Genomic DNA, 14,994 nt, shown 5'->3' on the forward strand with positions numbered 1-14,994 from the left:
GCTCCTGCGCGTGGCACGCCCAGGAGCGCGGGCCAGCGGACCGCAAACGCTCCCCTTTCGCCCCAGGTCAGTCCTTCGTGGCGACCACCAGCCAGTTGTTGAACGGCGTATCGCCCGCCAGCGGCGAGAATTCGCTGCGCAGGCCGGCGGCGTCGAAGCGCGCCTTCAGCATGTCCGCTTCCGGGTAGTGGATCGGCGCGGCGTTCATCCAGCCCACCAGGCGCGCGAACACGTCGGTGGTGCGGGTGATGCGGGCGCTGCGGCTGCCGTCGTCCAGGCCCGTGCGGATCACCAGCTTCGAGCCCGGCTCGAGCATGCCGATCATGGTGTCGACGACCTCGACCTGGCGCTGCGGTTGCAGGAACTGCATCACGTCCAGGATCGCCACGCTGCCGCGGTGCGGCGGCAGGGTCGTGGACAGGTCGGTGGTCTCGAAGCCGGTGTCCACCAGCCCGGCGCGCGCGGCGGCGCGACGCGCCGAGGCGATCTTGCGGTGGTCATTGTCCACGCCGAAGTAGCGCAGGGCGATGCCTTCGTGCTTCAGCGCGTGGGCCAGCAGGCCCAGGCCGCAGCCCAGGTCCAGCAGCGGGCCGGCCGCATCGCGCAGTGCCTCGCACACGCCCGGGTACAGCGGGTCGCTGCGCAGCTTGGCCCGCGCGTAGAAGTAGTGGTAACGGTTGCCCAGCAGCGTGCCGGGCAGGAACGCGCTGGCAATGCGCGCAGCGGTGTCCCGCGACAGCGGTCGCGGCTGGGGTCGGGGCATCGCGTTCAAGGGGTTCTCCTGCCTTCCAGGGCCAACCGCGCCGCCGGCAGGGCAAGCGCGGTCCAAAGTGCGTACATGGCCGCCGACGGATGCAGTCCGTCGTCGGCCAGCATGTCCGTTTCGCCGCCACGCTGGCGGCTGATCGGGCCGATATCGACCCAGTGTGCGCCGGCGCGTGCGGCTTCGTCGCGGCAGACCGCGTTGAAGGCGTCGATCTGCGCGCCCACCAGGGCGCGGTCGCGGCCCTGGGCGAAGGCGAACGGGGTCACGCCCCAGTCCGGGATCGCCAGCACCACCACCCGCGCCATGTCGCCGCCGGCGAAACCGGCCGCGCGGCGCAGCAGGGCGGCGAAGCGGTTGCGGAAGCCGTCCGTGTCCAGGCCGCGGTACTGGTCGTTCACGCCGGCCAGCAGGCTGACCAGGGCGTGGTCCGTGCGGATCGGTGATTGCGCGTGCGCGGCATCGATGCCCGCGTCCAGCTCGGCCGTGGTCCAGCCGGTGGTGGCGATGATCCGCGGCGCGGCCACGTCCAGGCCTTCGTCGCGCAATGCGGCGGCCAGTTGCACCGGCCAGCGCCCGTCCTCCGCGATGCCCTCTCCGATCGTGTAGGAGTCGCCGAGGGCAAGGAAACCTTGCGCCACCTTATGCCGCCGCGTTCCGCGCCTTGATCGGCACGACCTTGGTGTTCAGCTCCGCGCGACGGGTAAGGGCGCGGTCGATGCGCGCGAACACCTCGCGCATCAGTCCGGTCTCCGGCAGCAGGGTCACGCGGAAGTGGTCGCGGTAGGGCACGTTGAAGCTGCTGCCCGGAACGATCAGCACGTCCTCGGTCTCCAGCAGCTCCAGGGCGAACTGGTGGTCGTCGAAGCCGCGCGCGGCGGCGCCGACCACCGACGGGAACGCATACAGCGCCCCGCGCGGCTCGATCAGGTGCAGGTGCTCGCTGGCGGCGCAGGCCTCGACCACGGCGCGGCGGGTCTCGTAGAGGCGACCGCCCGGCGCGCACAGCGCGCTGATGGTGTCCGGGCCGTTGACCGCCGCCTCGATCGCGTACTGGCCGCCGACGTTGGCGCACAGGCGCAGGCCGGACAGCAGGTCCAGGGCGTTGCGGTAGTCGGCGGTGCGCGCCGGGGAGCCGGTGAGGATCGCCCAGCCCACGCGCCAGCCGCAGGCGCGGTGCACCTTGCTCAGGCCGGAGAAGGTGATGCACGGGTGGTCGCCGGCGATCGGCGCGGTCGGCTCGAACGCGGCGCTGTCGTACAGCACCTGGTCGTAGATCTCGTCCACCAGCAGCAACAGGTTGTGGCGCTGCGCGACCGCCACCAGGCGCTCCAGCAGTTCCTTCGGGTAGACCGCGCCGGTGGGGTTGTTCGGGTTGATCAGCACGATCGCGCGGGTGCGCGCGGAAACCAGGGCCTCCACTTCCACCGGGTCCGGCATGAAGCCGTTCTCCGGCGGGCAGCGGTAGTACACCGGGCGGCCGTCGTTGAGGATGGTCGCCGCCGACCACAGCGGGTAGTCCGGCGACGGCACCAGCACCTCGTCGCCCGGGTTGAGCAGGGCGCGCAGGGTCATGTCGATCAGCTCGGACACGCCGTTGCCCACGAACACCCGGTCGGTATCCACGTGCGGTGCGCCGCGCTTGCGGTAGGCCGAAGCCAGCGCCTCGCGCGCGGCCGGCAGGCCGAGCTGGTGGGTGTACGGATCGGTGTTGTCGATGTCCCGGATGATCGCCTGCTGCAGGTGCGCCGGCGCCCGGAAACCGAACGCGCCCGGGTTGCCGATGTTGAGCTTGATCAGCTTGCGTCCCGCCGCCTCGAGCGCATGGGCTCGCCGGTTGAGCTCGCCGCGGATCTCGTAGCGGACTTCCGACAGGCGCTCGCGCACGGCAAGCGTTTTTTCGGTGGACGGCATGGCAGGGCCCAAGGGGGCGGGTCAGGGTCTTGCATGGTATCGGAAATATCCGCCTGCGGCGCCAGCGGCACGGGGCCTGCCGTTTCCCCGGAAACCAAGCGGGACGGGGCCTGCCGGGTGCAAACGGTTACCCGTGACCGGATGCACACCGGGCCCACGCTGTCGCGGCCAGGGCGGGCACTACAATGCGCGCGATGGATCTCCCCGCACCCGACTACACCGCGCTGCAAAGGATCGGCTGGCCCTGGGCCGGCCCGCCCGAGGACCCGGCCTGGCAGGCCCTGTTCGAACGCCACCCCGAAGGCCGTCCGGCCCGGGTCAGCGAGCAGCACCGCACCGGCTACGTGCTGGCCGACGCGCCGGACACCGGGTTCCGGGTCGAATCGCCCCCCGAATGGCAGCGCCGCCCGGTGTTCACCGCCGATGGCGTGCCCCTGCACGAGCGCGCCGCGGTCGGCGACTGGGTGCTGCACGACGGCCGTCGCATCCTCGCCATGCTGCCGCGGCGCACCGCGATCAAGCGCGCCGCCGCCGGCGAGCATTACCAGCAGCAGGTGATCGCGGCCAACGTCGATACCGCCTTCGTGGTCTGCGGCCTGGACGCCGACTTCAATCCGCGCCGCATCGAGCGCTACCTGCTGCTGGTCGGCGGTGGCGGGGTGCAGCCGGTGGTGGTGCTGACCAAGGCCGACCTCAACGGCGAGGCCCCCGGGCTTGCGCTGGAGGCGCTGGAAGACCTGCGTGCCCTGGGCGTGCCGGTGCTGGCACTGAACGCGAAGGACCCGCAGGCGGCCGCCGCGCTGTCGCCGTGGCTGGCACCCGGCTGCACCGCGGTCCTGGTCGGTTCCTCCGGTGCCGGCAAGTCCACCCTCACCAACAGCCTGCTGGGCCGGGAGCGGATGAAGACCGGCGAGGTCCGCGCCAGCGACTCGCGTGGCCGCCATACCACCACCCATCGCGCCCTGGTCCCGCTGCCCTCCGGCGCCTGCCTGGTCGACACCCCCGGCATGCGCGAGCTCAAGCCCACCGGCGAGGAGGAGCTGGCCGACGGCGGCTTCGGCGACATCGAGGAACTGGCCACGCAGTGCCGTTTCAACGACTGCGCCCACCACAGTGAGCCCGGCTGCGCGGTGCGCGCGGCGGTCGAGGACGGCTGCCTCGATCCGGGCCGGGTCGCCAACTACCTCAAGCTGCGCGAGGAAGTGGCCGGCGCCGCCGAACGCCTGGCCCAGCGCCTGGCGCAGAAGGCCGACACCCGGGGGCCCGGGCGCGGCCGCCGCCCGGCCCCGCGTCCGCGACGCTGACCATTGCGGTACGGTGCGGCGGTGTCGCCGCACCGCGGAACCGCCGATGACCGACGCCATCGCCCGCCACGCCGCCCTGGACAAGCGCCTGGTCCGGGCCGCGCGCGGCATCCGTCTGCTGGGCCTGGCCAGCTGGCCGGCCAGCGTGCAGCACGGGTTCCTGGCCAACTGGCGCCAGGGCAGGGCGACCCTGCCGCAGGTCGCGTACCCGAAGCTGGACTTCGCCGAGGCCCGCGCCGAACTGCAGGCCGTGGCCGACGCCGCCGACCCCGGTCATCCGCTGGGCGCCTACCTGCGGGATTCGGCCGCCAGCTGGGACCGCGCCGCCCGCCTGCTGGAGAACCTCGGCACGGCCCAGGCCGGCGCCGAGGCCATCGCCCTGTTCGGCCGGCCCGACGATCCGCTGCCCGGCGACGGCCCGACCACCCGCGAAGCGGCCCACCACTTCATCCAGATCGCCAGCGAGCTGGACCACGAGCTGTTCTCTCCGGCCGAACAGGTGCCGGTCTCGGCGACCGCCCTGGCCCTGCAGCTGCAGGGCGACCTCGACGAGTTCTTCGGCGGCCGGGTGGTCCAGGTCGAGCTGGACCCGGACCTGATCGCCAAGGCCGCCGCCGGAGCGACCCGTATCCGCCTGCGCGCCGGCGCCGCCTTCCGCGACTACGACCGGCGCCAGCTGTTCCACCACGAGGCGCTGGTCCATTCCCTGACCGCGCTCAACGGCCGCAACCAGCAGGTGCTGCCCAGCCTGGCCCTGGCTTCGCCGCGCGTCACCGCCACCCAGGAGGGCCTGGCCACCTTCGCCGAGCAGATCACCGGCAGCATCGACATCGGCCGCATGAAGCGCATCAGCCTGCGCACCGAGGCCGTGGCGATGGCGCTGGACGGCGCCGACTTCCTGCAGGTGTTCGGCTACTTCCTCGGCGCCGGCCAGGGCGAGGAGGAGAGCTTTGCCTCGGCCCAGCGCGTGTTCCGCGGCGTTCCGCTGTCCGGCGGCTGCGCCTTCACCAAGGACACGGTGTACCTGCGCGGCCTGCTGGGCGTGCACACCTTCTTCCGCGGCGCGCTGCAGCGCGACCGCCTGCACCTGTGCCGCTGGCTGCTGGCCGGCAAGATGACCCTGGACGACGTGGCCCGCTTCGAACCGCTGTTCGCCGACGGCACCCTGGTCCCGCCGCGTTGGCTGCCCCCTTGGATCGAGCGCGCCGGCGGCCTGGCCGGGCTGCTGGCCTTCTCGCTGTTCGCAAACCGCATCCGGATGGACCGCATCGGCGACGGCGCGGCGCGCTGAGCGGGCCGGCGAGGGCGCGACGACCGCTGGCGAGCGCTGTCAGGCCCCGTGGCGCATGCATGCCGGCTTTTGCTGCACTGCATCGAAGCCCCGCCGGTCGGCCGGTTGCCACCTCCGCGCTGAATGCAAGGGGCCGCGCGCGCGCCGGAACGCTTAGAATCGAGCCCCCTTGCGCCGCGCCGAACCCGATCGATGTCCGAACAGGAAGATTTCAAGCAGGCTGCCCTCGACTACCACCGCTTCCCGCGGCCCGGAAAGATCAAGGTCTCGCCGACCAAGGCCATGCTCACGCAGCGCGACCTGGCCCTGGCCTATTCGCCGGGCGTGGCCCACGCCTGCGAGGCGATCGTCGCCGACCCGAAGCAGGCCAGCGAGCTGACCGCGCGCGGCAACCTGGTGGCGGTGGTCTCCAACGGCACCGCGGTGCTGGGCCTGGGCAACATCGGCCCGCTGGCCGGCAAGCCGGTGATGGAAGGCAAGGGCGTCCTGTTCAAGAAGTTCGCCGGCATCGACGTGTTCGACATCGAGATCGACGAGAACGACCCGGACAAGCTGGTCGACATCATCGCCTCGCTGGAGCCGACCTTCGGCGGCATCAACCTCGAGGACATCAAGGCGCCGGAGTGCTTCATCGTCGAGCGCAAGCTGCGCGAGCGGATGAACATCCCGGTGTTCCACGACGACCAGCACGGCACGGCGATCATCGTCGGCGCGGCGGTGGTCAACGCCCTGCACGTGGTCGGCAAGAAGATCGGGGACGTGAAGCTGGCGACCACCGGCATGGGCGCCGCCGGCGTCTCCTGCGTGGACATGCTGGTCAAGCTGGGCCTGCGCCCGGAGAACATCCTGGCCTTCGACCGCGGCGGCGTGATCCACACCGGCCGCACCGACCTGGACCCGGACAAGCTGCGCTACGCGCGCGACACCGACGCGCGCACGCTCGAGGACATCATCAAGGGCGCGGACATCTTCCTGGGCCTGTCGGCCGGCGGCATCCTCAAGCCGGAGATGGTCGCCACCATGGCCGACCGCCCGGTCATCCTGGCGCTGGCCAACCCGTATCCGGAGATCCTGCCCGAGGACGCGCGCCGCGTGCGCCCGGACGCGATCATCGCCACCGGCCGTTCGGACTACCCGAACCAGGTCAACAACGCGCTGTGCTTCCCGTACCTCTTCCGCGGCGCGCTGGACGTGGGCGCCACCGGCATCAACGAGGAGATGAAGATCGCCTGCGTGCACGCCATTGCGGCGCTGGCGCGCAAGGAGGCCTCCGACCTCGGCAGCGCCTACGGCGACGAGATCCCCAGCTTCGGCCCGGACTACCTGATCCCGCGCCCGTTCGACCCGCGCCTGCTGGTCGAGCTGTCCTCGGCGGTGGCCCAGGCGGCGATGGATTCGGGCATCGCCCAGCGTCCGATCGAGGACATGGCCGCCTACCGCGAGAAGCTCGGCCAGTTCGTCTACCGCTCCAGCCTGATGATGAAGCCGGTCTACGACCGCGCCCGCTCCGACCTCAAGCGCGTGGCCTACGCCGAGGGCGAGGAGGAAGTGGTGCTGCGCGCCGTGCAGACCGTCATCGACGAGAAGGTGGCGTTCCCGATCCTGATCGGCCGCCCCGAGGTGATCGAGACCCGGATCAAGCGCCTGGGCCTGCGCATGCAGGCCGGCGTGGACTTCGAGATCACCAACCAGGACGACGACCCGCGCTTCAACGAGTACTGGCAGCACTACCACGCCCTGACCGAGCGTCGCGGCGTGACCGTGGCCGCGGCCAAGACCCTGATGCGTTCGCGCACCACCCTGATCGGCGCGGTAATGGTCGCCCGTGGCGAGGCCGATGCGCTGCTGACCGGCATCGTCGGCCGCTTCCACAAGAAGCTCGGCTACGTGCGCAGCGTGATCCCGCTGGAGCCGAAGGTGCAGTCCACCTCGGCCATGACCGGCGTGATCAACCAGCAGGGCGTGTTCTTCTTCGTCGACACCCACGTCCAGGACGACCCGACCGCCGAGCAGATCGCCGAGGCCACCCTGCAGGCCGCGTTCCGCATGCGCCTGTTCGGCATCGAGCCGAACGTGGCCCTGCTGTCGCACTCCAACTTCGGCAGCCACGAGTCCAAGGACGCGCAGAAGATGCGCCAGGTGCGCGAACTGCTGCGCAGGCGCAGCCCGCGCCTGAACATGGACGGCGAGATGCAGGGCGACACCGCCTGGGACGAGGTGCTGCGCGGCAAGATCATGCCCAACAGCACCCTCAAGGGCCGCGCCAACCTGTTCGTGATGCCGAACCTGGAAGCGGCGAACATCGCCTACAACCTGGTGCGCGTGTTCACCGACGGCGTCGCCATCGGCCCGATCCTGATGGGCATCAGCAAGCCGGTGCACATCCTCACCACCAGCGCTACCCCGCGCCGCATCCTCAACATGACCGCCATCGCCGCTGTCGATGCGCAGATCCGCCAGCAGCTGGAGGAGGGGAGGAGCTGATCCTCTCCTCCTGCCCCGACGGGCGGGTACGGATCCCCACGGAAAACGTCGCACGGGTGTCGGAAATTTCCGACACCCACGGGCGCCTTTTGGATATAGAACTCTCCAGGCGTTGAGGCATCTTCCCGGATGCGCCATGAGGGCGCATCTGACTTCAAGGAGGAATGTCATGAGGGAACTCAATCCATCCGAGCTGCGTGAGGTGCAGGGTGGTGTGCGGGCGCTTGCCGCCGTCGGCGCGGTACTCGCGTGGGCGCATGCCAACAGGGGCTCGCTGCACACGATCTGGAAGGCCGCCAGGGCCGAGAACGCGCGGCTCAATGCCGCACACCAGCAACACTAGGAGGCGGCAGTCATGAGTCTTCGGACCTTGTCCCTCCAGGAGCTGACCCTGGTCTCGGGTGGTTCGGCGGATGCCGAAGCGGACGAGGATGTCGGCAAGGCATTGGCCCGGATCTACCACGGCCTGACCTCTGCCGAGTCCCGTATCGGCAGGGTGATCTTTGGACCGCCCGGGGCGATCTATGGCGCGTTCTACCATTACCGTCGCCAGCTTCACTGAAGTAACCGGTCCGGCCCCCACCAGGGGCCGGACCATCCGGATGGAGCAGAAGCATGAAAATGAAGAACAGCCACTGGTGGGCACTGATCCTGGTTGGCGCATTCCTCTACTCCTGGCACAACCGAGCAAGCTTCATCGCGATTGCCAAGACGGCTTACGAGACCAATGCCGAGCTTTCCAGGGCATGTGGGCAGTAAGTGCGAGGTGGTGGTCAACGGGCGTCTGCTCTTTCTCTGCGCGGCAGTTCGTGACCTGCAATAGAGCCGCATTGTCTTCCCAGCTGAAGGCAAGCCCAGTTGGCGACTTAGGGGCTTCTCTGATGCTGTTGTATCGGCTGCCACTCAGTGGCGATGTCAGTCGTTTCTGAGGAGCACGAAGGATGTGTGCTGATTGCGTATCTGCCAGTAAGGTGCGATATCCCACTTGCCGGCGTCGCCGGCGGATGGGGCAGGCAGCTCCATCCCACCAGTCAAAGGAGTGACACCAATGCACACGCTATCGATGCAGGACTGCTTCCGCGTTTCAGGAGGTGAGCCGAAAGAGCTGTATTGCTCTGCCACGGTAGGAACGAATGGCGCCTCGGTTACCTGCGGTGGCTACACCTCGACGTGGGGAACGGCGGCGAGGGCGACGTATGCGTTCCTTGCGGCCAGTCCGTTCACTGTGCCCGGCATCATCGAGCGGGCCAGGGCCTACTTCCAGTTCTAGGCCGATCTTCGCGGTGAAGGGCCCCATGCTCTTCACCGCACTCCTGGGAGCGACGCGTGGCCGGATATCGCAATTCCGCCCAGGACTATCTGGTGGCAGGTGTTCTCGCCACTCTCGCCGGGGGAGGGCTGTGGTGGGCAGGAGAGCGGCTCGGCGTCGTGGGGGCCAAGCCCATCGCAGAGGCGCTCGTCGCGGCCATGCTTCTCTGGTTCTATCCCGACCGATATGGCCGTCCATGGACACCGGTCCTGGGAGTGGTTCTCGTCCTCTGCGCAGCGGGTCTGGTGGCCATCTGGGTTGGTGTCTTTGCCTGGGGCAATACCCGCTTCCTCGATCTGGCGAAAGTTGACCGTGCAGCCATCGTCGTCACTCTGTCGACCGTGTTGGTTACTGCGCCGATTTACGAAGAGAAGGTCGTACGTGAGCTGCTTCTGCGTGGTCTGTCCAAGACGCTCAATCCGGTGCTGGCATCCGTATTCGTGTCGGTAGCGTTCGCACTAGTCCACGACGGTTTCCTCTGGGCATTCATCTTCTCGATGGTGCTCTGCTTCCTGGCACTGAAGTGGAACTTCAGCACCATGCAGAGGGCAGTCGTGCATGGACTGGTGAATCTGTTGATATCGCTCTGGTACGTAACACGCGGCTACGGATTCTTTGCCTGAGGCGCGAGAGCCGCCAAGGTGAGTTGGGCGGTTGCGTTTGTCAGGAAAGTCTCATCCTTCTTTCAGGATGCTGGCGTTGATTTTGCGACCTTCATAGGCAAGTCTTTTCGCGGGGTGGAATGGATCTGCCCCGATCTGATCAAGGAGGATCTATGCGTGAACTGATGACCTATGAGCTGTGCTCTGTCGCTGGTGGCAACGGAAATTCTGCTGCGCGGGACGCGGCCCTGAAGCAGTGCGAGGGTTTGCCTGATAACACGGGTGTGAGCTTCACCATCGAGGTCTCCGCCAATGTTGGCGGCAAGTTCAACGGAATCGGTGGTGAGGCCAAGACCACGCAAACCGTCAACATCAACACGACCTGTGGCGACCTGCGCGCTGCGGAGAGCGGTAAGAGCTGATGGGCACGTGGGCGCGTACGTTGTGCGCGCCCACGTTTGAATCTCTTCGGGGGTAGTTATGCTGGATTTTCCACCACCCATGGCCGAGGTCGTCATTGACGCGGATGCATGGCAGCACGCTTCCCGGATTCGGTGGCCATCGAGCGAACAGGCCGTCGTCGTCTACGAGGGCACAACGGATGCGGATTCCGAGCTGCTCCGGGTGGACGCCGAGCGCCATGAGTTCAGGTTCGCGCAGGTCGGAGACCGGCTGGTGGCAGTCATGGGCTTGTGGCCTGGCGTGAACGGCGGGGACAGGGCCAGGGAGTTCCTCGCAGCGCATGAATCGTTCCATATTGCTGCCCAGTTCTATGGCGGAAGGATTCCGCTGGCCTACCTGGAAGTCGATCCGATCCTCGTGCGGGCCTATGCGGAAGGCCGCGCGTTCGACGGGTTCTATGACGCCATCGACACCATGCACGCCGAGGTCGCGCGCGGTGCCGAAGACGTGGACTGCAGTGCGCTGGAGGAGACATACGCTGCGCTCGAAGAGGGCGCCCGTACCTATCTCAATTACAAGATCTTCTGGGAGTGGCCGGCGGAGTTCTATTCGTACTCCGTCACCTTCGCGGGGCGTCTCGGGGAGTACGAGGCGTTCCGCGCCAGGTTGTTCCCCGACGACACCGGCTACCGCCTCTTCACTGCGGGGGTCAAGGTTGCCCGGATGCTCGAGGCGAAGCTGCCGCGCGCCGAGTGGCAGGCCCAGGTGGCCGACGGCAGGTCGATGCTGGCGGTGCTGGCCGCCACCTACCAATGCAGGCTTGTCCTCGACGAAGGGCCTGCGGTGACGGTCGTGCGGGTCGGGATACCCTGACTGCCGCCGCGGGGGCAATCCCGCCGGCGGTCCAGCCTTCGGTGGTCAGGACGCGGTGGTGGCCACCTTCGCCACCAGCTTGCGCTGTACCGCGTCCAGGTACTCGTCGGCTTCCTCCACCGAGGTGAATACGTCCTTCAGGGGGACGGACTTCACCACGTCGAAGACCTTCTGCACCTGCGGCTGCGGATTGACCAGCAGCACGCGGCGACGACGCGCGGCCGAGGTGCGGCGGGCACGGTAGAGCGAGCGGATGCCCGCGCTGCTGATGTAGTTGAGGCCTTCCAGGTCCAGCACCAGCGACGAGACGCGCTCGTCATCCAGCAGGGGGTCAAGCGCCTGGTCCAGTTCCGGGTAACTGCGGGTATCCAGTCGGCCGCTTACCGCGACCCGCTGGATGCCGTTCTGCGGGGGAGCGGGTTCGATCCTGAGTTGACTCATGGCAAACGATCTCCAGACCCACGCGTACTGCCTGCGTGGCGGTGCCGGGGGAGCACCATGCCGGATCGTACGGTGGAGATTGCAAAAAGGGCGTGTAGCCGGCGGGCGTTCCTGTCCAGGGCACCGGCGACGCAAGCTGGTCGATGGCGCGCGAGGGCGTCGGCCGCACCTATGGGGGTGGAACAGGCAGCCGGTTGCTCCTGTCTTCCGATCCAAATGGGCCTCGTAGCGCCGCGCTGGCATAGGAGTTCGCTGAAACAGTCAGCGGGAAGTCCTCCGGCGGCCCGGCTCCGTGCGGCAGCTGTCCGGGTGCGCGGAGGCGGCGCAGGGCGCCGTGGCCTGCGAGGGATGCGGTGGCAGCGGGTTCCGAATGGACGCGCGGAAGCGGCCAGTGCGGATACCGCCGAGCACCTCCACATCTGCCGGCGGTGCCTGTTCGAGGCGCCTGTGCCCCCGGCCGTGTCGCGACAATCCGTTGCGTGTCCGGCACGCCCATGGCCACTTGTATTGGTTGCATGAGATACCAACCCCTCGCCCGCATCCAAATCCGGCAAACATCAGGTGCTTACGCGATCCCGCACTGCAGCATTGAAAGAGCGTGGCAGGCGCGTGCCACCGCAAGCACATACGCCCCCGTAGCGAAGCGGTCGAAGGCACCCGTGCGTTAAACTCCGTGGTCCACAAGAACAACGTCACGCCGCGTCCCCACGCGCGGCAATGGGAGTGATATGAACTGGCTGAACGATGTGCTTCAGAACGATCCGGATCCGGTAGAGACCCGGGAATGGATCGAATCGCTCAAGGCGGTCATCGACCGTGATGGCCCGGAGCGGGCGCATGCCCTGCTGGAGGACATGGTCGAGCTGACCCGCCGGTCCGGCGCGTTCCTGCCGTTCTCCCCCACCACCGAATACGTCAACACCATCCCGCCGCACCAGGAGGCCAAGAGCCCCGGCAACGCGGAGCTGGAGTGGCGCATCCGCTCGATCATCCGCTGGAACGCGATGGCCACCGTTGTCCGGGCCAACCGCAAGCCCGGCGACCTGGGCGGCCACATCGCCTCCTTCGCCTCGGCGGCCACCCTGTACGACGTGGGCTTCAACCACTTCTGGCGCGCCCCGTCCGACCAGCACCCCGGCGACCTGCTCTACATCCAGGGCCACAGCGCCCCGGGCATCTACGCCCGCTCCTTCCTGGAAGGCCGCATCAACGAGAGCCAGCTGGACAACTTCCGCATGGAAGTCGACGGCCGCGGCATCTCGTCCTACCCGCACCCCTGGCTGATGCCGGACTACTGGCAGACCCCGACCGTGTCCATGGGCCTGGGCCCGCTGGCCGCGATCTACCAGGCGCAGTTCATGAAGTACCTGGAGCACCGCGGCCTGATCGAGCCGTCCGACCGCAAGGTCTGGTGCTTCCTGGGCGACGGCGAGACCGACGAGCCGGAAAGCCTGGGCGCCATCGCCCTGGCCGGTCGCGAGGGCCTGGACAACCTGGTGTTCGTGGTCAACTGCAACCTGCAGCGCCTGGACGGCCCGGTGCGCGGCAACGGCAAGATCATCCAGGAGCTGGAAGGCGTGTTCCGCGGCGGCGGCTGGAACGTGATCAAGCTGCTGTGGGGCTCGTACTGGGATCCGCTCCTTGCCAAGGACACCAACGGCGTCCTGCGCAAGCTGATGATGGAAACCGTCGACGGCGAGTACCAGAACTGCAAGGCCTTCGGCGGCGCGTATACCCGCGAGCACTTCTTCGGCAAATACCCGGAGACGGCCGCCATGGTCGCGGCGCTGTCGGACGAGGACATCTGGCGCCTGAACCGCGGCGGCCACGACCCGCACAAGGTCTACGCCGCCTACCACGCCGCGGTGAACACCAAGGGCATGCCGACCGTGATCCTGGCCAAGACGGTCAAGGGCTACGGCATGGGCTCGGCGGGCGAGTCGCTCAACCCGACCCACCAGACCAAGAAGCTGGACGACGACGCCGTGCGCGCGTTCCGCGACCGCTTCAACATCCCGATCAGCGACAAGCAGCTGGCCGAGGCCGAGCAGATCCCGTTCTACCACCCCGGCGAGGACTCGCCGGAAGTGCAGTACCTCAAGGAGCGTCGCGCCGCGCTGGGCGGCTACCTGCCGCAGCGCCGCCGCAAGGCCAGCAAGTCCTTCGCCGTGCCCGGCCTGGACAAGTACGAGCGCCTGCTCAAGGCCAGCGGCGACCGCAGCTACTCCACCACCATGGCCTTCGTGCAGACGCTGAACATCGCCCTGCGCGACAAGGAAGTCGGTCCGCGCCTGGTGCCGATCGTGGCCGACGAGGCCCGTACCTTCGGCATGGAAGGCCTGTTCCGCCAGATCGGCATCTATGCGCCGTTCGGCCAGAAGTACAAGCCGGTCGACTCCGACCAGCTGATGTACTACCGCGAGGACCAGACCGGCCAGGTGCTGCAGCAGGGCATCAGCGAGCCGGGCGCGATCGCGTCGTGGATGGCCGCCGGCACCAGCTACTCGGTGTCCGACGTGCCGATGCTGCCGTTCTACATCTACTACTCGATGTTCGGCTTCCAGCGCGTGGGCGACATCGCCTGGCAGGCCGCCGACATGCGTACCCGCGGCTTCCTGCTCGGCGGCACCGCCGGCCGCACCACGCTCAACGGCGAGGGCCTGCAGCACGAGGACGGCCACAGCCACCTGCTGGCCGGCGCCATCCCGAACGTGCGCAGCTACGACCCGACCTTCGGCTACGAGGTGACGGTGATCATCCAGTACGGCATGAAGGCCATGCTGGAGGACCAGATCGACGAGTACTACTACGTCACCCTGATGAACGAGAACTACACCCATCCGGAAATGCCGGAGGGTGCGGCCGAGGGCATCATCAAGGGCATGTACCTGCTGAAGGACGCCGGCAAGCCCAAGAAGAACGAGCTGCGCGTGCAGCTGATGGGCTCGGGCACCATCCTGCGCGAGGCCATCGCCGCCGCCGAGCTGCTGGACAAGGACTTCGGCGTCACCTCGGACATCTGGTCCTGCACCAGCTTCAACGAGCTGCGCAAGGAGGGCTTCGACGCCGAGCGCTGGAACCGCCTGCATCCGGAAGCCGAGCAGCGCAAGCCGTACGTCACCCAGCTGCTGGAAGGCCGCCAGGGCCCGGCGATCGCCGCCACCGACTACGTGCGCACCTTCGCCGACCAGATCCGCGCCTTCGTGCCGATGCACTACACCGTGCTGGGCACCGACGGCTTCGGCCGCTCCGACACCCGCGCCAACCTGCGCCGCTTCTTCGAGGTGGACCGCTACTACATCGCCCACGCGGCGATCGCGGCCCTCGCCAAGGACGGCAAGATGACTGGCAAGGACGTGGCCAGGGCGATCAAGCTGTACAAGATCGACCCGGAGAAGGCGAATCCTGTTGGGGTTTGATCTGTAGCGGTAGTTAGAACGGAAAAGGCGGCCTCATGGCCGCCTTTTTCTCTTTGGAGCGAAGCCGACGTCCCCCCATCTTTGAGTAGCAGGTCGATTTGGAGTCCAATCCCCAACCAGACGGAGATTGGACGTGAAGAAGCGCTTTTCCGAAGAGCAGATCATCGGCTTCCTGCGTGAAGCCGAAGCTGG

General features: G+C 68.0%; 14 protein-coding genes. 10 read left to right on the top strand and 4 right to left on the bottom strand.

Going from position 1 to position 14,994, the window contains the following annotated elements:
* Positions 1-67: 67 nt before the first annotated feature.
* The 3 genes from CSC68_RS05980 to CSC68_RS05990 are packed head-to-tail and all read right to left on the bottom strand — an operon-like array spanning position 68 to position 2,677.
* Positions 68-739, bottom strand: coding sequence for a methyltransferase domain-containing protein (locus tag CSC68_RS05980; RefSeq protein WP_162202633.1), 672 nt, complete (start codon positions 737-739; stop codon positions 68-70).
* Positions 740-768: 29 nt separating this feature from the next.
* Complete coding sequence (locus CSC68_RS05985) at positions 769-1,404, bottom strand: SGNH/GDSL hydrolase family protein (RefSeq protein ID WP_162202608.1); 636 nt, start codon at positions 1,402-1,404, stop codon at positions 769-771.
* A 1-nt stretch (position 1,405) separates the two neighbouring features.
* Positions 1,406-2,677: a pyridoxal phosphate-dependent aminotransferase gene (locus CSC68_RS05990; protein ID WP_162202609.1), complete on the bottom strand. Its 1,272-nt coding sequence runs from the start codon at positions 2,675-2,677 to the stop codon at positions 1,406-1,408.
* Positions 2,678-2,871: 194 nt separating this feature from the next.
* Here CSC68_RS05990 and rsgA point away from each other — a divergent pair, with 194 nt between their 5' ends.
* The 9 genes from rsgA (at position 2,872) to CSC68_RS06035 (ending at position 10,942) form a co-directional block, all read left to right on the top strand.
* Positions 2,872-3,981, top strand: coding sequence for a ribosome small subunit-dependent GTPase A (rsgA, locus tag CSC68_RS05995; protein ID WP_162202610.1), 1,110 nt, complete (start codon positions 2,872-2,874; stop codon positions 3,979-3,981).
* Positions 3,982-4,027: 46 nt separating this feature from the next.
* Entirely contained in the window at positions 4,028-5,272 is a 1,245-nt protein-coding gene (locus CSC68_RS06000; protein WP_162202611.1) for a flavohemoglobin expression-modulating QEGLA motif protein, read from the top strand.
* Between the two features lie 192 nt (positions 5,273-5,464).
* Positions 5,465-7,756, top strand: coding sequence for an NADP-dependent malic enzyme (locus tag CSC68_RS06005; protein ID WP_162202612.1), 2,292 nt, complete (start codon positions 5,465-5,467; stop codon positions 7,754-7,756).
* Between the two features lie 169 nt (positions 7,757-7,925).
* Entirely contained in the window at positions 7,926-8,099 is a 174-nt protein-coding gene (locus CSC68_RS06010) for a hypothetical protein (RefSeq protein WP_162202613.1), read from the top strand.
* Between the two features lie 12 nt (positions 8,100-8,111).
* Positions 8,112-8,318: a hypothetical protein gene (locus CSC68_RS06015; RefSeq protein ID WP_162202614.1), complete on the top strand. Its 207-nt coding sequence runs from the start codon at positions 8,112-8,114 to the stop codon at positions 8,316-8,318.
* 53 nt (positions 8,319-8,371) lie between these two features.
* Positions 8,372-8,515, top strand: coding sequence for a hypothetical protein (locus tag CSC68_RS06020; protein ID WP_162202615.1), 144 nt, complete (start codon positions 8,372-8,374; stop codon positions 8,513-8,515).
* A gap of 567 nt (positions 8,516-9,082) precedes the next feature.
* Positions 9,083-9,688 carry a CPBP family intramembrane glutamic endopeptidase gene (locus CSC68_RS06025; protein ID WP_162202616.1) on the top strand — a complete coding sequence of 202 codons (606 nt, stop codon included), beginning with the start codon at positions 9,083-9,085 and terminating at the stop codon, positions 9,686-9,688.
* Positions 9,689-9,840: 152 nt separating this feature from the next.
* Positions 9,841-10,089: a hypothetical protein gene (locus CSC68_RS06030; protein ID WP_162202617.1), complete on the top strand. Its 249-nt coding sequence runs from the start codon at positions 9,841-9,843 to the stop codon at positions 10,087-10,089.
* Positions 10,090-10,168: 79 nt separating this feature from the next.
* Positions 10,169-10,942 (top strand): hypothetical protein, encoded by a 774-nt coding sequence (locus CSC68_RS06035; protein ID WP_162202618.1) that lies wholly within the window; start codon positions 10,169-10,171, stop codon positions 10,940-10,942.
* A gap of 45 nt (positions 10,943-10,987) precedes the next feature.
* On the opposite strand, the gene CSC68_RS06040 is transcribed toward CSC68_RS06035, so the two are convergent.
* Positions 10,988-11,383, bottom strand: a complete 396-nt coding sequence (locus CSC68_RS06040; RefSeq protein ID WP_162202619.1) for an STAS domain-containing protein — start codon at positions 11,381-11,383, stop codon at positions 10,988-10,990.
* Positions 11,384-12,111: 728 nt separating this feature from the next.
* On the opposite strand from CSC68_RS06040, the gene aceE reads away from it, so the two are divergent.
* On the top strand, positions 12,112-14,802 hold the full coding sequence (gene aceE / locus CSC68_RS06045; protein WP_162202620.1) for a pyruvate dehydrogenase (acetyl-transferring), homodimeric type: 2,691 nt from the start codon (positions 12,112-12,114) through the stop codon (positions 14,800-14,802).
* Positions 14,803-14,994: the final 192 nt, after the last annotated feature.

The organism is Pseudoxanthomonas suwonensis (assembly GCF_010093235.1).
Lineage (GTDB): Bacteria > Pseudomonadota > Gammaproteobacteria > Xanthomonadales > Xanthomonadaceae > Pseudoxanthomonas > Pseudoxanthomonas suwonensis.